The 18,845-nt window shown below is 64.1% G+C and carries 12 protein-coding genes; 6 read left to right on the top strand and 6 right to left on the bottom strand.

Annotation, left to right across the window (positions count from 1 at the left end; all coding sequences use genetic code 11):
• Window positions 1-4 precede the first annotated feature (4 nt).
• From E8E91_RS16025 to E8E91_RS16005, 5 genes are all read right to left on the bottom strand, one after another.
• On the bottom strand, window positions 5-733 hold the full coding sequence (locus E8E91_RS16025) for a transglutaminase-like cysteine peptidase (protein WP_280376795.1): 729 nt from the start codon (window positions 731-733) through the stop codon (window positions 5-7).
• A 298-nt stretch (window positions 734-1,031) separates the two neighbouring features.
• Window positions 1,032-1,331, bottom strand: coding sequence for a hypothetical protein (locus E8E91_RS16020; RefSeq protein ID WP_280368537.1), 300 nt, complete (start codon window positions 1,329-1,331; stop codon window positions 1,032-1,034).
• 310 nt (window positions 1,332-1,641) lie between these two features.
• Window positions 1,642-3,075, bottom strand: coding sequence for an AdeC/AdeK/OprM family multidrug efflux complex outer membrane factor (locus E8E91_RS16015; RefSeq protein ID WP_280376792.1), 1,434 nt, complete (start codon window positions 3,073-3,075; stop codon window positions 1,642-1,644).
• Window positions 3,072-6,206: an efflux RND transporter permease subunit gene (locus E8E91_RS16010; protein ID WP_280376791.1), complete on the bottom strand. Its 3,135-nt coding sequence runs from the start codon at window positions 6,204-6,206 to the stop codon at window positions 3,072-3,074. Before E8E91_RS16010 ends, E8E91_RS16015 begins: the two co-directional genes overlap by 4 nt.
• Window positions 6,207-6,217: 11 nt before the next feature.
• Window positions 6,218-7,360 carry an efflux RND transporter periplasmic adaptor subunit gene (locus E8E91_RS16005; RefSeq protein WP_280376788.1) on the bottom strand — a complete coding sequence of 381 codons (1,143 nt, stop codon included), beginning with the start codon at window positions 7,358-7,360 and terminating at the stop codon, window positions 6,218-6,220.
• A 203-nt stretch (window positions 7,361-7,563) separates the two neighbouring features.
• Between E8E91_RS16005 and E8E91_RS16000 the strand changes: the two genes are divergently transcribed.
• The 4 genes from E8E91_RS16000 to E8E91_RS15985 all read left to right on the top strand — a co-directional run bounded on the left by E8E91_RS16000 (window position 7,564) and on the right by E8E91_RS15985 (window position 13,259).
• The gene (locus E8E91_RS16000; protein ID WP_280376786.1) at window positions 7,564-8,205 is read left to right on the top strand and encodes a TetR family transcriptional regulator; all 642 of its coding nucleotides are present in this window, start codon (window positions 7,564-7,566) and stop codon (window positions 8,203-8,205) included.
• 622 nt (window positions 8,206-8,827) lie between these two features.
• The gene (locus E8E91_RS15995; protein ID WP_280376783.1) at window positions 8,828-10,564 is read left to right on the top strand and encodes a type I secretion system permease/ATPase; all 1,737 of its coding nucleotides are present in this window, start codon (window positions 8,828-8,830) and stop codon (window positions 10,562-10,564) included.
• Between the two features lie 6 nt (window positions 10,565-10,570).
• Window positions 10,571-11,914 (top strand): HlyD family type I secretion periplasmic adaptor subunit, encoded by a 1,344-nt coding sequence (locus tag E8E91_RS15990; RefSeq protein ID WP_280376781.1) that lies wholly within the window; start codon window positions 10,571-10,573, stop codon window positions 11,912-11,914.
• Window position 11,915: 1 nt separating this feature from the next.
• On the top strand, window positions 11,916-13,259 hold the full coding sequence (locus tag E8E91_RS15985) for a TolC family outer membrane protein (protein ID WP_280376779.1): 1,344 nt from the start codon (window positions 11,916-11,918) through the stop codon (window positions 13,257-13,259).
• Between the two features lie 128 nt (window positions 13,260-13,387).
• Here the strand turns inward: E8E91_RS15985 and metR are convergent, their stop codons facing one another.
• The gene (gene metR, locus E8E91_RS15980) at window positions 13,388-14,305 is read right to left on the bottom strand and encodes a transcriptional regulator MetR (protein ID WP_190831342.1); all 918 of its coding nucleotides are present in this window, start codon (window positions 14,303-14,305) and stop codon (window positions 13,388-13,390) included.
• A gap of 108 nt (window positions 14,306-14,413) precedes the next feature.
• Between metR and metE the strand changes: the two genes are divergently transcribed.
• Both metE and E8E91_RS15970 read left to right on the top strand, forming a co-directional pair.
• Complete coding sequence (metE, locus tag E8E91_RS15975) at window positions 14,414-16,708, top strand: 5-methyltetrahydropteroyltriglutamate--homocysteine S-methyltransferase (protein WP_280376776.1); 2,295 nt, start codon at window positions 14,414-14,416, stop codon at window positions 16,706-16,708.
• A 434-nt stretch (window positions 16,709-17,142) separates the two neighbouring features.
• Window positions 17,143-18,845, top strand: a 1,703-nt coding sequence (locus E8E91_RS15970; RefSeq protein ID WP_280376774.1) for a nidogen-like domain-containing protein, incomplete at its 3' end; no start/stop codon positions are given.

The following is an 18,845-nucleotide window of genomic DNA, read 5'->3' as shown; positions in this document are numbered from 1 at the left end:
GCCCTCAGCCGCCAGCGGACTGGGATTGCACGCTTGCGAGGTGGAAGCCCTGGCGCTCCATTCGCGTCAGCACGACCTGCCAGGGCCGTAGTTCAGTGGGTTCGCCGATGCGCTTGAGCGCACCGTGATCCATCGCGTACAGCCCTTGGGCATCGAAGGCGTAGCGCAGGGCCAGGTCCTTGCGCTGGGAGGCGGGGAGGATGTCGTCTACCAGGTTGTCGAGGACCAGGGGCTCGGCGTCCGGGGTTTCGTAGTAGGTCACCACCATGTGCGCCTGGTTCAGCTTCAGGGCGCGGGCGTAGGTGATGCGCAGTTTCTGCGGATCGACGCCGAGCTGCAGCAGGGTGAAGTATTTGGCCAGGGCGAAGTCCTCGCAGTCCCCGGCGCCCTTGGCCAGGGTTTCCACGGGCGTGGCCCAGTAGTCGCGGCTCTGCCACAGCTCGCTGTCGTCGCTGAAGCGGACTTGCCGGTTGATCTGCTGATTGACCGCCTGCAGTTGCTCTTGCTCGGACTTCCGACGGCTGCCTTCCAGGAGGTCGTGCCAGGCCTGAAGACGGTCGATGGCCGGGCCACTGCGACCGTAGCGTTTTTCCGCCTTGCGCAGGACGGGATCGAGGCTCCAGGCGGCCTTGGCGTTGCTGGTACCGAACAGCAGGCTGCCAGCAAAAAGCAGGAGGGCGAGGAAGTGCCAGGACAGGGATACGCCGAAGCGGCGGGAGGCAGGCTTCTGCAACGGGTTGACTCTCCAGGGACGACGGCCGAAGCCGGGTTCTGCGGTGGATCAATCCGTTGAACGAATTACCGGCATAGAGGCATGCCTCCGCCGGTTCGAGGATGCGCAAACACTAGGATCGGTGTGCCCAGCGCTGCAAGGGGCAGGAGACGCGTGGCACGGGCGCGAGTGGGGTGGAGCGGGCGGAATGGCTCTGGGATGGGCTCCGGCAGGGCGGGCCGATTGTCGGAAAATCTTCAGAATGCTGCCCGCCGGGTGCGCAGCAATGGGTGCGCATCCGACGGGCGGTCACTTGGGGTCACTTTCCGTATTCAAGCCGTTGCTTGTAGATCGGCGACTGGTACTGCTGGGTCTGCCGCCCACTGGACCGCATGTCGTCATCCTGGGTTTTTTGCCCGGCGGCGGTCGGCTGTTGCTCGACCATCCGGGTAAAGCTTTCGCTGGAATCCTCCTTCATCTGAAAGATCTGTTGGTTGCGCGTCCGATACTCGTTCAGGCGATCGCTTCCATTTTCTGCGAAGACCGGGCCTGGTCCCGCTGTCACTGCGAGGGCCAGAAGCAGGCCGCTGAGGGCCGTTGTGCTGAATGTCGATTTCATGATCCGTACCTCTTGTTTCCCCCTCTCGCTCCCCAACGAGTGGATTTACAGGATCGGCCATTGTTACAGGCAGAGGTGAGGGACTGACGGATGGCAGGAAATTGGACCGGCGGACTAATGCAAGGCATTGACTGGCATGGATATTTCCGACGTTTCTGCCCAAATTCGAAACGTTGTTGCAGTGGGTGGAGCGGGAGATGTGGCAGGGTCGCGATGCCAGCCGCACTCATCGCCAGCACAAAAAAACGCCCCGCCAAAAGGGCGGGGCGCCGCGTGGATTCCTCGTCCGTGAGGATTGGGGAGTCGCGGGTCAAGCGTTCGGGGAGGTTTCCCCCTGTTCTTTCCAGCCGCCACCGAGGGCCTTGTACAGGTTCACTTCGCTGGCCAGCTGGTTGAGGCGGTCGCCGATCAGTTGCTGGCGGGCGCTGAACAGCTGGCGCTGGGCGTCCAGCAGGGTCAGATAGCTGTCGACACCGGTGCGGTAGCGGCGCTCGGCGAGGCGGTAGTACTCCTCAGTGGTCTTCACCAGGGAGCGCTGGGAGCCCAATTGCTGCTGGTAGGTGGTGCGCGCGGCGAGGCCGTCGGCGACTTCCTGGAAGGCCACCTGGATGGCTTTCTCGTACTGCGCCACCTGGATGTCCTTCTGCAGCTCGGTGTAATCGAGGTTCGCCTTCAGGCGGCCGGCAGTGAAGATCGGCAGGCTGATGCTCGGCTGGAACAGCCAGCTGCCGGAGCCCGCGTCGAACAGCCCGGACAGCTCGTTGCTCATGCTGCCGGCGTTGGCGGTCAGGCTGACGCTGGGGAAGAAGGCCGCACGTGCCGCGCCGATGTTGGCGTTGGCCGATTTGAGCAGGTGCTCGGCCTGGACCACGTCGGGGCGGCGTTGCAGCAGGTCGGACGGCAGGCCCGGCGGCACTTCGGCCAGCAGGTCGTCGTCCAGCGCCAGGCCCTTGGGCAGGTCCGCCGGCAAGCCGGTGCCCACCAGTTGGGCCAGGGCGTTGCGGTCCTGGGCCACCAGGCGGGTGTACTGCGCCAGGCTGACCTGGGCGCTTTCCACGGCGGTGCGTGCCTGGCTCAGGGCCAGGGCGTCGGCAACGCCCACGTCGAAGCTGCGCTTGGTGAGGGCGTAGCTCTCCTGGTAGGTCTTCAGGGTGTCCTGGGTGAGCTGCAGCAGGGCCTGGTCGGCCTGCCAGTCCAGGTACGCGGTGGCCACCGAGGCCACCAGGCTGATCTGGGTGCTGCGGCGTGCCTGTTCGGTGGCGAAGTACTGTTCCAGGGCCTGTTCGTTGAGGCTGCGCAGGCGCCCGAAGAAGTCCAGCTCCCAGGCGTTGGTGCCGAGGGTGGCGCTGTAGCTGCTGCTGGTGTCGGCCTGGCCGCTCTGGCTCATGATGCCCGGGGTGCGCTGGCGGGTGGCGCCGCCGTCGGCCGAGATGCTGGGGAACAGCTCGGAGCGCTGGATGCGGTAGAGCGCGCGGTAGGCCTCGACGTTCAGCGCGGCGGTGCGCAGGTCACGGTTGTTATCCAGGGCGAGCTGCACCAGTTGGCGCAGCGCAGGGTCCTGGAAGAATGCCTGCCAGTCGAGGTCGGCAGCGGTGGTGTTTACCTGGGCCGCGCCCTGGTTGTACGCCTCGCCCTCGGGCCAGGCGTTTTCCACCGGCGCTTCCGGGCGCTGGTAGTCGGGGATCATGGAGCAGCCACCGAGCAGGGTCGCGGCGATGGCCAGGGACATCAGGGAACGCCTCACTGCAGGGCCTCCTTCTTGATCGCAGCCTTGCTCGCCTTGTCCTTGAACAGCGAGCAGACCAGCACGTAGAACAGCGGCACCCAGAAGATGGCCAGGACGGTGGCGGTGAGCATGCCGCCGATCACGCCGGTACCGATGGCGTGTTGGCTGCCGGAGCCGGCACCGTTGGAGATGGCCAGGGGCACCACGCCGAGGATGAATGCCAGCGAGGTCATGACGATCGGACGCAGGCGCATACGGCAGGCTTCCACGGCGGCCTCGAACAGGCTCTTGCCTTGCTCATGCAGCTCCTTGGCGAACTCGACGATGAGGATCGCGTTCTTCGCCGAGAGGCCGATGGTGGTGAGCAGGCCGACCTGGAAGAACACGTCGTTGGACAGGCCGCGCATGCTGGTGAACATCAGCGCGCCGATCACACCCAGCGGCACGACGAGCATCACCGAGAACGGAATCGACCAGCTCTCGTACAGTGCCGCCAGGCAGAGGAACACCACCAGCAGCGACAGCGCATACAGGGCCGGGGCCTGGGAGCCGGACAGACGCTCCTCGTAAGAGAGACCGGTCCAGGAGTAGCCGACGCCGGCCGGCAGCTGCTTGGCGATTTCTTCCACCGCGGCCATGGCTTCACCCGAGCTGTGGCCCGGAGCCGCCTCGCCGAGGATTTCCACCGCCGGCACGCCGTTGTAGCGGGCCAGCTTGGGCGCGCCGTAGGTCCATTCGCCACTGGCGAAGGCGCTGAACGGCACCATCTGGCCCTTGTCGTTGCGCACGTACCATTTGCTCAGGTCTTCCGGGTTCATCCGTGCTTCGGGTTCGCCTTGCAGGTAGACCTTCTTCACCCGGCCACGGTCGATGAAGTCGTTGACGTAGCTGGCGCCCCAGGCGATGGAGACGGTGTTGTTGATGTCGGCGAGGGAGATGCCGTGGGCACGGGCCTTCTCGTCGTCGATCTGCAGCTGGTACTGGGGCTCGTCACGCAGGCCGTTGGCACGCACGCGGTTGAGCACCGGGTTCTTCGCCGCGAGTTCCAGGAACTGGTCGCGGGCGGCGTTCAGCGCTTCGTGGCCGACGCCAGCGCGGTCCTGCAGGAACAGGTTGAAGCCGGTGGCGTTACCCAACTCCATCACCGCTGGCGGGGCGAAGGCGAAGACCATCGCATCACGGAAACTGAAGAAGTGCTTCTGGGCACGCTGGGCCAGGTCGAACACGCTCTGGCCTTCGGCGGTGCGCTCTTCCCACGGCTTGAGCATGATGAAGGCCATGCCCGAGCTCTGGCCGCGGCCGGCGAAGTTGAAGCCGGTCACGGTGAACACGGATTTCACCGTGTCCTTTTCCTCGTCCAGCAGGTATTCGCGCATCTGGTCCACGACCACCTGGGTACGCTCGGCGCTGGCGCCGGACGGAGTCTGCACCTGGGCGAAGAGTACGCCCTGGTCTTCCTCGGGGAGGAAAGCGGTGGGGATGCGGGTGAACAGCCAGCCCATGGCGACGATGATCACCAGGTACAGGGCGAGGTAGGGCACCTTGCGCTTGAGCACGCCGCGCACGCCACGTTCGTAGCTCTGCACGCTACGGTCGAAGGTGCGGTTGAACCAGCCGAAGAAACCGCGCTTCTCGTGGTGGCCCTTGGCGATGGGTTTGAGCAGGGTGGCGCACAGGGCCGGGGTGAAGATCAGCGCCACCAGCACCGACAGGGCCATGGCCGAGACGATGGTGATGGAGAACTGCTTGTAGATCACGCCCGTGGAGCCGCCGAAGAAGGCCATGGGCAGGAACACCGCCGAGAGCACCAGGGCGATACCCACCAGCGCGCCCTGGATCTGGCCCATGGACTTGCGGGTGGCTTCCAGCGGCGACAGGCCTTCCTCGGCCATCACCCGTTCGACGTTTTCTACGACCACGATGGCGTCGTCCACCAACAGGCCGATGGCCAGCACCATGGCGAACATGGTCAGGGTGTTGATGGTGAAGCCGAACATCGCCAGCACGCCAAAGGTGCCCAGCAGTACCACGGGTACGGCGAGGGTCGGAATGATGGTGGCGCGGAAGTTCTGCAGGAACAGGTACATCACCAGGAACACCAGGACGATGGCTTCGCCCAGGGTGTGGATCACGCCTTCGATGGAGGCGGAAACCACCGGAGTGGTGTCATAGGGGAAGACCACTTTCATGCCGGCGGGCATGAAGGGTTCCAGCTCGGCGACGGTGGCGCGGATCGCCTTGGCGGTATCCAGGGCGTTGGCGCCGGTGGCCAGCTTGATCGCCATGCCGGAGGCCGGCTTGCCGTTGAACTGGGCGCTGATGCTGTAGTTTTCACCGCCCAGTTCGATCTTCGCCACGTCGCGCAGGCGTACCTGGGAGCCGTCGCGGTTCACCTTCAGCAGGATGGCGCCGAACTGCTCGGGGGTCTGCAGGCGGGTCTTGCCGATGATGGTGGCGTTGAGCTGGGTGCCGGGAGACGCGGGCAGGCCGCCGAGCTGGCCGGAGGAAATCTGCACGTTCTGCGCCTGGATGGCGGTCTTCACGTCCACCGGCGTCAGCTGGTAGTTGTTCAGCCGCGCCGGGTCCAGCCAGATGCGCATGGCGTACTGGGCGCCGAATACTTGGAAGTCGCCCACACCCTTGGTCCGCGAGATCGGGTCCTGGATGTTGGAGACGATGTAGTTGGCCAGGTCGTTCTTGTCCATGCTGCCGTCTTCGGAGACGACGCCGATGACCAGCAGGAAGTTCTTCACTGCCTTGGTCACACGGATGCCCTGCTGCTGCACTTCCTGCGGAAGCAGCGGGGTGGCCAGCTGCAGCTTGTTCTGCACCTGCACCTGGGCGATGTCAGGGTTGGTGCCCTGCTCGAAGGTGGCGGTGATGGTCATGCTGCCGTCGGAGTTGCTCTCCGAGGAGATGTAGCGCAGGCCGTCGATGCCATTGAGCTGCTGCTCGATGATCTGCACCACGGTGTCCTGCACCGTTTGCGCCGAGGCACCGGGGTAGCTGACCTGGATACCTACCGCCGGCGCGGCGATGCTGGGGTACTGGTTGATCGGCAACTTGAGGATGGACAGGCCGCCGGCGAGCATGATCACCAGCGCGATCACCCAGGCGAAGATTGGGCGATCGATGAAGAATCTCGACATCTATGGGCTCCTCAGTGGCTCTTGGCCAGGTTGTCACCCGCAGGTTGCTGGGCTGCCACATTGGTCGCCGGCGCGGCGTCCACTTCCACGCCCGGCCGCACGAACTGCAGGCCTTCGGTGATCAGGCGGTCGCCGGGGTTGAGGCCTTCGCTGACCAGCCAGCGGTCGCCGACCGCGCGTTCGGCTTTCAGGTGACGCAGCTCGACCTTGTTTTCGGCATTCACCACCATGGCGGTGGCCTGGCCCTTGAGGTCGCGGGTCACGCCTTGCTGCGGTGCGAGGATGGCTTCCTGCTTCACCGCCGAGCCCAGGCGGGCGTGGACGAACATGCCCGGCAGCAGGGTGTGTTCCGGGTTCGGGAAGACCGCGCGCACGGTCACCGAGCCGGTGCCTTCGTCCACGGAAACTTCGGAGAACTCCAGGCTGCCCTTGTGCGGGTACTCGCTGCCGTCTTCCAGCAGCAGGGACACCTTGGCGCCGCTGGCGCCGGCCTTTTCCAGCTGACCCTCGGCCATTTCCCGGCGCAGGCGCAGCAGGTCCTTGGTGGACTGGGTGACGTCGACATAGATCGGGTCGAGCTGCTGGATGGTGGCCATGGCCAGGGTCTGGCCGTTGCTCACCAGGGCACCTTCGGTGACCGCAGAGCGACCGACGCGGCCGGAAATGGGGGCCAGTACCTTGGTGTAGCGCAGGTCGATGCTGGCCTTCTCCAGCGCGGCCTCGGCCTGCAGGCGGGCAGCCTGGGACTCGTCATAGGCCTGCTTGCTCACCGCCTGGTCGCTGACCAGGTCCTTGTAGCGCTCCGCCAGGGACTTGGCCGACGCCAGGCTGGCCTGGGCGCTCTTGTAGGTGGCGGTGTAGACGGACGGATCGATCTGGTAGAGCTGCTGGCCGGCCTTGACCTCGCTGCCTTCGGTGAACAGGCGCTTCTGGATGATGCCGTCCACTTGCGGACGCACTTCGGCAATGCGGAACGCCGCGGTGCGACCCGGCAGTTCGGTGGTCAGGGTGAAGCTCTGGGGCTGGAGGGTCACGACGCCGACCTTGGGCGTCTGGGCGGGCGGCGGAGCCGAGGCTTCCTGGCAGCCGGTCAGGGCGAGCGTGGCCAGAGCCATGGCGGAAACCAAGGCGGCAAAGGCTGGCTTCATGGGCATCTGAAGGGACCTCATTTTTTGGGGGTACAGCTTTCTGAAGGAAAGCTGGGCGCAGGGCAGGTTCTGGATTGTTGCGAAGGTGTACGAATATACTTACATGCGTGAATGTTTGTAAATTGAATCTTCTGTTGCCGATGTCAGAATTTATTACGGTGCAGCGACGATTTTTCCTTTAAGAGCAAGCAGATAGGTCCCCGCCGCGAATGGCCAGACGTACCAAAGAGGAAGCCGAAGAAACCCGCGTGCAGATACTCGACGCCACTGAACGGGTATTTCACGAGAAGGGCGTTTCCCGTGCCTCGCTGGCGGAAATCGCGGCTGCCGCCGGGGTCAGCCGTGGCGCTATCTACTGGCATTTCGAGAACAAGAACGACCTGTTCCAGGCCATGCTCGAACGCATCCACACGCCACTGGAGGAGCTGGCCCGCGCTAGCGAGAGCGAGGACGAGCCCGATCCGCTCGGGCGCATGCACCAGTTGATGGTGCGCCTGCTCCGGCGTGTGGAGCTGGACCCGCAGAGCCGGCGCATCCACGAAATTCTCCGGCACAAGGTGGAATACACCGAGGAGCTGGGCGACCTGCGCCAGCAGATGGAAGACCAGAGCGTCGAGTGCGACCAGCGCATCGCCAAGGCCCTGCGCAATGCGGTAATCCGTGGCCAGTTGCCCGCCGACCTGGATTGCCGCCGCGCCGCCATCAGCGTGCACGCCTACCTGGAAGGTATCCAGACCAACTGGCTGCTGGTGCCGGCAAGCTACTCCCTGGCCGACGAGGCCGAAAACCTGGTGAACAGCCTGATGGACATGCTCAAGTCCAGCCCGGCGCTGCGAGCCACGAACGCCTGAGTTCGCGCTGGTCGCCGGCGGTCCGCTCCCGATCGGCGACTGCTTCTGCTCCTTGCGTCCGCCCACCCGGACGCGCAAGAATCCGCGCCAGTCTGGAATGCTGGCAAAATGCCCTGCCGGATTGCCATCCCACCTGTCGCCCGCAATGGACCCCAGCGGCGGCCATCATCGGTGAGTCATATGCAGCGCATACAAACGAAGTACAGCGGAGATCTGTCCTTTACCCCAAGGCCTGACCGGGTCTGGATATATGCGCTATCTCCTGTCCCAGAATCATCTTGCCGCCAAGCGTCAGGCAATTGACGCAGATTCTGGCGAGAAAACGGCGCATGTCGGAAGCCCGCAAGGCTGCCAGATTGGGAGAATGGCCGGTGCCAGAGCTTCTGGAACGGGTTTTCTTCGATAACGCGGATGCCTATCGAGACGCCCCCTGTCGCGTTGGTCGGGCTATGTTCCTCAACCGTCTGCTAGCACGGGATTCCGGCTGGCGCACGAGAGCACCCTTGGCTAAGCCTGTTGAGAGGTCGCCGCGGGGGCTGGTGCCGAAACGCTCTGCGGATTCAACGATAAGAATGGTCAAGTACGACCCAATCCAACCCTCTGCCGATGGAGCGTCGACGAGATGAAGAATTTCTCGCAGCCCCGTACCGAGTTGTCCGAAGCCCTGAATCGCCTCCGTCATACCTTCTATGTGGTGGGGGGCTTCAGCGGCATCATCAACCTGATGATGCTCGCGCCCGCCCTCTACATGCTGCAGGTCTACGACCGCGTGCTGGCAAGCAGCAACATCACCACCCTGGCGATGCTGACGGTACTGATGCTCGGGTTGTACGTGCTCATGTCGTTGCTGGAAGTGGTCCGTTCGACCGTGCTGATCCGCCTTGGCAACCGGCTGGACATGAGCCTGAACAAGCGGATCTTCAACGCCTCGTTCGAGCGCAACCTGCGCCGCGCCGGCGGCAACCCGGCCCAGGCGCTGCAGGACCTGTCCATGGTTCGCCAGTTCCTGACCGGCAACGGCCTGTTCGCCTTCTTCGATGCGCCCTGGACGCCCATCTACCTGCTGGTGATCTTTCTCGTGCACCCGTTGCTGGGCGTCATCACCCTGGTCGGTTCGGCGATCCTCTTCTTCCTGGCCCTGCTCACCGAAGTGGTGACCCGTGGCCCGCTGATGGAGGCCAACCAGGCGGCCATGGCCTCCAGTTCCTTCGCCAACAACAACCTGCGCAATACCGAAGTGATCGAAGCCATGGGCATGCTGCCGGCGATTCGTGAGCGCTGGTTCGGCAGCCACCAGCGCATTCTGGAGAAGCAGACCCAGGCTTCCGACCGCGCCGCCTACATCAACGGCGCCAGCCGCTTCGTGCGGATCACCCTGCAATCGGTGATCCTCGGCGCCGGCGCACTGCTGGCGATCAAGGGCGAGATCACCGCGGGGATGATGATCGCCAGTTCCATCCTCAGCGGCCGCGCCATGGCGCCTGTGGAACAGGCCATCGGTGTCTGGAAGCAGTTGCTCGCGGCCCGCGGCTCCTGGGAACGGCTGTCCAAGCTGCTGCAGGACTTCCCGGCGCGCAACACCGCCATGGCCCTGCCCAAGCCCCAGGGCGCGCTGTCGGTGGAACAGGCCATGACCGCCGCGCCCGGTGGCGTCGTCACCATCCTGCGTGGGATCAACTTCAGTCTCTCGCCCGGTGAAGCCCTCGGCATCATCGGTCCGTCGGCCTCCGGCAAGTCCACCCTGGCGCGCTTGCTGGTGGGCGTGTGGCCGGCTCAAGCGGGCAAGGTGCGCCTGGACGGTGCCGACATCTTCCAGTGGAACAAGGAGGAACTCGGTCCCTGGATCGGTTACCTGCCGCAGGACGTGGAGCTGTTCGAAGGCACCATTGCCGACAACATCGCCCGCTTCGGCGAGATGAATAGCGAGGAGGTGATCCTCGCCGCCAGGCGTGCCGGGGTGCACGACATGATCCTGCGCTTCGAGAAGGGCTATGACACACCGCTCGGCGTGGATGGCAGCCCGCTGTCGGGCGGCCAGAAGCAACGCATCGCCCTGGCTCGGGCCATCTATGGCGACCCCTCGATGATCGTGCTCGATGAGCCCAACGCCAACCTCGACGACCTGGGCGAAGCGGCGCTGGTGGAAGCGATCCTCGACCTGAAGAAACGCGGCAAGACGCTGGTCCTGATTTCCCATCGTCCCAGCGTGCTCAGCACCGTGGACAAGGTCCTGCTGATGCGCGACGGCGGCGTGCAGTTGTTTGGTCCTCGTGAAGAGGTCTTCGCAGCATTGCGCCAGGCGAGCGTCATGCCCTCCGTGGGCACGCCGAACCTGGCTTCGATGCGGGCCAAGGAGTAATCGATCATGCAAGCGGCAAGCGAAAGCAAGGCCCTGGTAAGGGTCGAAAAACCGACGGTGGTGGACCTGGATGACACCCGCCCGGCCCGTTGGGGCGTGTGGATGGTGCTGGCAGGGTTCGGCGGCTTCCTGGTCTGGGCCGTGCTGGCCCCGTTGGATGCTGGCGTGGTGGCCAACGCCACGGTCAACGTCACCAATGCCCGCAAGACGGTGCAGCACCTCACTGGCGGCGAGGTGGACGCCATCCTGGTGCGCGAAGGCGACAAGGTGCGCGCTGGCCAGGAACTGGTGCGCCTGGACCCGACCCAGGCGATTGCCGAGCAGGGCGCCCTGAGTTCCCAGTACATCGTCGCCAAGACCGTGGAAGACCGCCTGATGGCCGAACGCGATGGCGCCGACACCGTCACGTTCACCCCGGAACTGCTGGAGCGCTTCGGCGGTGACCCACGGCTGCAAGAAGCCATCGCCCTGCAGCAACGGCTGTTCCACACTCGGCGCAAGGCCCTGCTGGGGGAGATCAGCATCCTGCATGAGAACCTCAATGGCGCCGAGGAACAGCTCAAGGGCCTGCGCCAGGTGCAGGCCACCCGTTCCAGCCAGTCGAAGCTCCTGGGCGAAGAACTCGACGGTGTGCGCAGCCTGGCGGCAGAGGGCTATATCCCGCGCAACCGCATGCTGGAACTGGAACGCAACGCCTCGGAACTGAACGGCTCCATGGCGCAGAACATCGCGGACATCGGGCGCACCCGGAACCAGATCGCTGAACTCAAGCTGCGCATCCTCCAGCGTGAGCAGGATTTCCAGAAGGAAGTGGAGTCCCAGCTCACCGATATCCAGAAGGAGACCACTTCCCTGGCCGAGCGCCTGCGTTCGGTGGATTACCAGGTGGAGAACACCGTGATCCGTTCGCCCATCGACGGCATCGTACTCGGTCTGACCATTACCACGGTCGGCGGTGTGATCCAGCCAGGCGCGCGGCTCATGGACGTGGTGCCGGACAGCGAGCCCCTGCAGGTGGACGCCCAGGTGCCGGTGCAGGCGATCGACAAGATGGTGCCGGGCCTGCCCGTGGATATCACCTTCCCGGCTTTCAACCATGCGCAGACGCCGAACATTCCCGGACGGGTGCTGACGGTCGCCGCCGACCGGCTGGTGGACGAAGCCAGCAAACAGCCCTATTACTTGACTCAGGTGGAAGTGACCGAAGAAGGCATGAAGATGCTTGGGCCGAACAACATTCGGGCAGGCATGCCGGCCACCGTAACCATCAAGACCGGTGAACGCAGCCTGATGAGCTACCTGATGAAACCGCTGTTGGGCCGCGTCGGTAACGCATTCAAGGAGCAGTGAAATGAGAGCCCGGATGGCCATAGCCGGTTTTCTCGGAGCTGTCGCCCTGCCCGCGACGGCCATGGATTTGAACGAAGCCTGGAACGTCTACCAGAACCAGGGTCCGACCTATCTGGCCTCGGTGCACGAGCGCCAGGCCGGCCAGGAATTCAAGGAGCTGGGTAAGGCCGGCCTGCTGCCGAACATCAACGCCACCGCCTACTGGAAACGGGTGGACGGCACCAGTGAGCAGGACAACTTCCTGGGGCGCTCCGTGGAGAGCGACCTGGAGTACGACTCAAAGGGAGGGGTGGTGGAATTGCGCCAACCCCTGTTCAACAAACAGAGGATGGCCGAGTACCGCCAGGGCAATCAGCGCACCCTGTTCAGTGACGCGGTGTTCGACGCCAAGACCCAGGAATCGGCGGTCAGCCTGGCCAGCCGTTATTTCTCGGTGCTGCTGGCGCTGGAAACCATCGACCTGGCCAAGGTGAAGCTGAAGAACCTGGAACAGCAGGTGATGGCCGCCAAGCGGCGCTTCCAGCTGGGCGACGGTACCGTGATCGATGTCGACCAGGCCTCCGCCCGTCGTGACCTGGCCCAGGCCGAGCTGATCGAGGCCGAGGACAGCCTGCTGGTGGCGCGGCGCCTGTTGCAGGAATTACTTGGCGTGCTGCCCGATGAAATGTCGACCTTGCGCACCGAGTTCCCCACGCCGCCGCTGGAGCCGCCAACCCTGCAGGACTGGATCAGCGACGCGCGGGCCAACAACCCGACCATCATCGCTCGCAGCCGCAGCCTGGACATCGCCGACGAAGAGGTGAACCGGGCCAGGGCCGGGCACTGGCCGACCCTGGACTTCGTCGCCGCCTACAACGACTCGGAAAGCGATTCCGTTTCCACCCAGAACCAGACGAACAAGTACGGCTCGGTGGGTGTGGAATTTCGCATGCCGATCTTCACCGGCGGCGCCACCAACGCCCAGGTGCGCCAGGCGAGCGCCAACCGGGAACTGGCCAACGACCAGCTGAACTCCAGCCGTGAGGAAGTTTTGTCAGGCACCACCCGCGAATTCCGTGGCGTGCAGAGCGGCGAACAGCGGGTGAGGGCACTGGAGAAGGCGGTGGTATCCAGCGAGCGCGCCCAGGATTCGGCCCGCAAGGGGTTCCAGGCCGGCACCAGTACCAACCTGGATATCCTCAATGCCGAAGAACAGGCCTTCATCGCCCGCCGCGACCTGCTGGAGGCCAAGCTGCGCTACCTGCTGTCGCGCCTGCGGCTTGCGGCTGCGGTGGGGTCGTTGGGGGAGGACGACATCCAGCATGCGAATGAATACCTGGGGCCGTCGCTTTCGATGCATCCGTGATCCCGCCAGAGGGGCGGAACTGCGTCTCGCTTGGCGAATGAATTCGCCCCTACAGTGGACGTGCTCGGACTGACCCTCGGCACGGACAGCTCCCTCTCCCTCTGGGAGAGGGTTGGGGGGAGGGTGGTTCACCTCGCCGCACTCACCCCTTCGAGCGTCGCAAACGAGGTGTCCTTCGCCGTCAGCAGGAAGTCGCGCATGAACGGCGCGTCCAGCATGTCGGCGCGGATCGCCGCGTAGAGCGTGCAATACAACCCTTTCTCCCCCAGGCGCTTGGCAGTGACATAGCCCCGCGAGCTGTATTCGTGCAGCGCCCAGTTGGGCAGGCAGCAGACCCCACGGCCGCTGGCCACCAGCTGCATCATCATCACCGTGAGTTCCGAGGTGCGTACCTGGGCCGGTTCCACGTCGGCCGGTTCGAGGAAGCGGGTGAAGACGTCCAGGCGGTCGCGTTCCACCGGATAGGTAATCAGGGTCAGGCTGGCCAGGTCTTCGGGCACGATGAAGGGTTTGTTCGCCAGGGCGTGCTGGTTGTCCACCGCCAGCAGTGCCTCGTAGGTGAACAGCGGTACGTAGGTGATCCCGGCCAGGTCCACCGGGTCGGCGGTTACCACCAGGTCCAGGTCACCACGGGCCAGGGCGGGCAGGGGGGCGAAGGAGAAGCCCGAAGCCAGGTCCAGCTCCACTTCCGGCCAGGCATCGCGGAACTGGTCGATGGTGGGCATCAGCCACTGGAAGCAGCTATGGCACTCGATGGCCATGTGCAGCCGGCCAGCGGTGCCGCCGGCCAGGCGCGCCAGGTCGCGCTCGGCGCTGCGCAGTTGCGGCAGGAGGCTGTCGGCCAGCTGCAGCAGGCGCAGGCCGGCGCTGGTGAAACGCACGGGCTTGGTCTTGCGCACGAACAGCTGCATGCCGAGGCGTTCTTCCAGTTCCTTGAACTGGTGGGACAGGGCCGATTGGGTCAGGTGCAGGCGTTCGGCCGCTTCCACCAGGCTGTCGGCTTCGCGCAGGGCGTGCAGGGTCTTGAGATGGCGCAGCTCGAGCATGGCGGCCCTCCATGAGCAGAATTTGAGATCAACGCGAATTTGTTGAGTTTGCCTCAAGTGGTCAGGACTGTCGACAATCGCTCCATCATTTGTATGGAGATTTTCAACATGGCCCTGTCTCACTCCCTCGGCTTCCCGCGCATCGGCCGCGACCGTGAACTGAAGAAGGCACTGGAAGCCTTCTGGAAGGGCGAGCTGGACGAAGCCGGCCTGCGTGCGGTCGGTCGCCAATTGCGTGCCGAGCACTGGCAGCTGCAGAAGGACGCCGGTATCGACCTGCTGCCGGTGGGCGATTTCGCCTGGTACGACCAGGTGCTGACCCATTCCCTTACCTTCGGCGTCATCCCCGAGCGATTCCGCCCCCACGACGGCAAGCCGGGCCTGCAGACCCTGTTCGCCATGGCCCGTGGGGTCAGCAAGGGCTGCTGCGGCGGCGCCCATGCCCAGGAAATGACGAAGTGGTTCGATACCAACTACCACTACCTCGTCCCCGAATTCACCGCTGACCAGCAGTTCGCCCTGAGCTGGGAGCAATTGTTCGAGGAAGTGGATGAGGCCCGCGCCCTTGGCCACAACGTCAAGCCGGTGCTGATCGGTCCGCTGACCTACCTCTGGCTGGGCAAGGCCAAGGGAGGCGACTTCGACAGGCTCGACCTGCTGGAACGCCTGCTGCCAGTGTATGGCGAGATTTTCCAGCGCCTGGCGGCCCAGGGGGTGGAGTGGGTGCAGATCGACGAACCGATCCTGGTGCTGGACCTGCCCCAGGACTGGAAGAACGCCTTCGAACGCGCCTATAACCTGTTGCAGAAAGAACCGCTGAAGAAGCTGATCGCCACCTATTTCGGCGGCCTGGAAGACAACCTCGGCCTGGCTGCCAGCCTGCCGCTGGATGGCCTGCACATCGACCTGGTGCGCGCGCCCGAGCAGTTCCCGACCATCCTCGACCGCCTGCCGGCCTACAAGGTGCTGTCCCTCGGCGTGGTGAACGGCCGCAACGTCTGGCGCTGCGACCTGGAAAAATCCCTCGACGTGCTGCGCCATGCCCACGAGCGTCTGGGCGAGCGCCTCTGGGTCGCACCGTCCTGCTCGTTGCTGCACAGCCCGGTGGACCTGGCCCGGGAAGACAAGCTGGATGCCGAGCTGAAAAGCTGGCTGGCCTTCGCTGTGCAGAAATGCGAGGAAGTGGCCGTGCTGTCCCGCGCCCTGAGCGAACCCGAAACGCCGGCCGTACGCGAGGCCCTGGCCGTCAGCCGTGCGGTGCAGGCCAGCCGCGCCGCCTCGCCACGCATCCACAAGGCCGAGGTGCAGGCCCGTGTTGCCGCACTGAAACCGGAAGACAGCCAGCGTTCGTCACCCTTCGCCGTGCGTATCGCCAGGCAGCGTGAACGCCTGTATCTGCCGGCCTTCCCCACCACCACCATCGGCTCCTTCCCGCAGACGTCGGCCATCCGCCTGGCGCGGCAGTCCTTCAGGCAAGGCAAGCTGTCGGCGGCCGAGTACACCGAGGCCATGCACAGCGAAATCCGTCATGCGGTGGAGGTGCAGGAGCAACTGGGCCTCGATGTGCTGGTGCATGGCGAGGCTGAGCGCAACGACATGGTGGAGTACTTCGCCGAGCAGTTGGACGGCTATGCCTTCACCCGTTTCGGTTGGGTGCAGAGCTACGGTTCCCGCTGCGTGAAACCGGCGGTGATCGTCGGCGACCTGAGCCGTCCGCAGGCCATGACCGTAGAGTGGATCCGCTACGCCCAGGGCCTGACCGCCAAGTGGATGAAGGGCATGCTGACCGGGCCGGTGACCATGCTGATGTGGTCCTTCCCGCGCGAGGACGTGTCTCGCGAGGTGCAGGCCCGCCAACTGGCGCTGGCCATCCGTGACGAAGTGGTGGACCTGGAGGACGCCGGCATCCGCATCGTGCAGATCGACGAGGCGGCCTTCCGCGAGGGCCTGCCGCTACGCCGGGCCGAGTGGCAGCACTATCTGGACTGGGCCACTGAAGCCTTCCGCCTGACCGCCAGCGGTGTGCGCGACGAGACCCAGATCCACACCCACATGTGCTACAGCGAGTTCAACGATGTGATCGAGTCCATCGCCGCCATGGACGCTGACGTCATCACTATCGAGACCTCGCGCTCGGACATGGAACTGCTGGATGCCTTCGAGGCTTTTGCCTATCCGAATGAGATCGGTCCGGGCGTCTACGACATCCACTCGCCACGCGTGCCGGACAGCGCCGAAATGGCCGCGCTGCTGCGCAAGGCCACCGAACGCATTCCCGCCGAGCGCCTGTGGGTCAACCCCGATTGCGGCCTGAAGACCCGCGCATGGCCGGAAACCGAAGCGGCCCTGGTGAACATGGTGGCGGCGGCCCGGCAGCTGCGCGCGGAGTTCAACTGCCGTTGAATGGCTTGGTCAGTTGGCCCGAAATGCCGTCTTACGTCTGACATAGGCTTGAGCTAGGATCAGTGGCCGGTCGTCATGGATGAAGACTTGCCAGGCCATGGATAGCTGCACAATCGGGATTTTTTGTACTGCCCAGTCATGATGGTTGGGCGGTTCCCCTTGGGGCCCCAGGCCCGCCTCCCGTTGCAAGCCCCCTTCCTGCATTCTCCAGCCCTCGGCCACTAGTTCCGGGACTGGAAGCCACTTTCCCGGACTCCACAGCTGCGCGGTTGCGTTGGTCGGCTCATTCATATAGATGATGTCAAAGAGATGGCCTTCGGCTTTAATAGTCGTCGTTCCTGGTGGGCCCTGGTCGACTCGCCTACGCGGGAATTCGATTCGACATCCGTTGATTGATTCGGCGGGTAGCACGCAACGAAAAGGAGCTTTCGCAAATGGCAAATTTGGTCGGTGGACTGGGCGGTACTGCAGGGTTCGGGGAAAACCAGGTTGCACGAAATGACGACGGCTATTCGTCGAGCATCGATATCACTTCGATCTTCGGAGCCGCCGGGATTAATTTCTTCGGCACCAACTACACCAGTCTCTATGTAAACACCAACGGCAACATCACGTTCGGATCCGGGCAGTCCACCTACACGCCTTATGGTATGCAGAGTTCGACGCGGGCCATGATCGCGCCGTTCTTCGCGGACGTGGATACCCGTGGCGGCGCTACTACGGTAACTCCGGGGGGCACTTCCAAGGGCACCAACCTTGTCCACTACGACCTGGATCCAACCGGCAACGGCGTGCTGACCGTTACCTGGGACGATGTGGGTTACTACAGCTCGAGAATTGACAAGCTCAACGCCTTCCAGCTTCAGTTGGTCGGTACAGGCAACGGCAACTTCGATGTGATCTTCCGCTACGAAAACATCAACTGGACCACCGGCAGCGCCAGTGGTGGCGTCGATGGTCTGGGCGGAACCGTGGCGCGTGCCGGCTACTCCACGGGGGACGGGACGTCCTGGTACGAGTTGTCCCAGTCCGGCAACCAGTCGTCGATTCTTGACCTGGAAACCACGCCAGGTAACACCGGTCTTGCAGGCTACTACCGCTTCAGCGTGGTCAGCGGCACCGCCGGCAACGACAACATGCTCGGGACGGCGGGCAATGACTCCCTGTACGGCTCCACTGGCAACGACATCATTCGTGGCCTGGGCGGTAACGATTTCCTCTATGGCAGTGGCGGTACCGACAGCCTCTACGGTGGAACGGGTGATGACACCTACATCATCGATGCCGCAGACGTGCTGTACGAGTTGGCGAACGAAGGCGTTGACACCGTCCAGGTTGGGTTCAGCTATACCCTGGTCAACAATTTCGAAAACCTGGTACTGACGGGTGTCAGCAGCATCAACGCAACCGGTAATGAGGGCAACAATACCTTCTACGGCAACTCCGGGAGCAACATTTTCAATGGCGCAGGTGGATACGATCTCGTTTCCTACGAGTTCTCTTCCTACGGCGTCACCGTCGACTTGTCCCTGAGTACTTCTCAGTACACCGGGCACGGCAGCGACACGTTTACCTCGATCGAAGGCGTCATCGGGACCGACCATGACGACACCCTTGCTGGTAACGCGCTGGCCAACACACTGATCGGTGGAGAGGGCGACGACCAACTCAACGGTTGGGCGGGTAACGATACGCTCAATGGCGGTGGTGGCGTCGACCAGATGGTCGGCGGCGACGGTTCCGACGTCTACTACGTGGACAGCGCCAGCGACGTGGTCCAGGAAACCAACGCAGTGCTGGCCAGCGGTGGCAGCGACACCGTGTACAGCTCCCTGTCGGCCTACACCCTCGGCACCAACGTCGAGAACCTTCGCCTGCTGTCCGGCGGTGCGGCCAACGGTACCGGTAACGCCTTGAACAACGTGATCTATGCGGGCGCTGGCAACAATGTGCTCAATGGCGGAGCGGGTGTGGACACCGCGTCCTATGCCTTCGCCACAGCCGGCGTGAATGCCAACCTGGCGCTGACCACGGCCCAGACTACTGGCGGTTCGGGCTCCGATACCCTGCTGGCCTTCGAGAACCTGACTGGCAGTGCCTTCAACGACACCCTGACCGGCAATGCTGCCGCCAACGT

The organism is Pseudomonas sp. BN515, from assembly GCF_029873155.1.
Taxonomy (GTDB): domain Bacteria; phylum Pseudomonadota; class Gammaproteobacteria; order Pseudomonadales; family Pseudomonadaceae; genus Metapseudomonas.
This window is presented reverse-complemented; position numbering and strand designations above follow the sequence as displayed.

Excerpts from the sequence above, each read along its gene's own strand:
- E8E91_RS16020 (WP_280368537.1), bottom strand. The coding sequence starts at position 1,331 with ATGAAATCGACATTCAGCACAACGGCCCTCAGCGGCCTGCTTCTGGCC.
- E8E91_RS16010 (WP_280376791.1), bottom strand. The coding sequence starts at position 6,206 with ATGTCGAGATTCTTCATCGATCGCCCAATCTTCGCCTGGGTGATCGCG.
- E8E91_RS16005 (WP_280376788.1), bottom strand. The coding sequence starts at position 7,360 with ATGCCCATGAAGCCAGCCTTTGCCGCCTTGGTTTCCGCCATGGCTCTG.
- E8E91_RS16000 (WP_280376786.1), top strand. The coding sequence starts at position 7,564 with ATGGCCAGACGTACCAAAGAGGAAGCCGAAGAAACCCGCGTGCAGATA.
- E8E91_RS15995 (WP_280376783.1), top strand. The coding sequence starts at position 8,828 with ATGAAGAATTTCTCGCAGCCCCGTACCGAGTTGTCCGAAGCCCTGAAT.
- E8E91_RS15990 (WP_280376781.1), top strand. The coding sequence starts at position 10,571 with ATGCAAGCGGCAAGCGAAAGCAAGGCCCTGGTAAGGGTCGAAAAACCG.
- E8E91_RS15985 (WP_280376779.1), top strand. The coding sequence starts at position 11,916 with ATGAGAGCCCGGATGGCCATAGCCGGTTTTCTCGGAGCTGTCGCCCTG.
- metR (WP_190831342.1), bottom strand. The coding sequence starts at position 14,305 with ATGCTCGAGCTGCGCCATCTCAAGACCCTGCACGCCCTGCGCGAAGCC.
- metE (WP_280376776.1), top strand. The coding sequence starts at position 14,414 with ATGGCCCTGTCTCACTCCCTCGGCTTCCCGCGCATCGGCCGCGACCGT.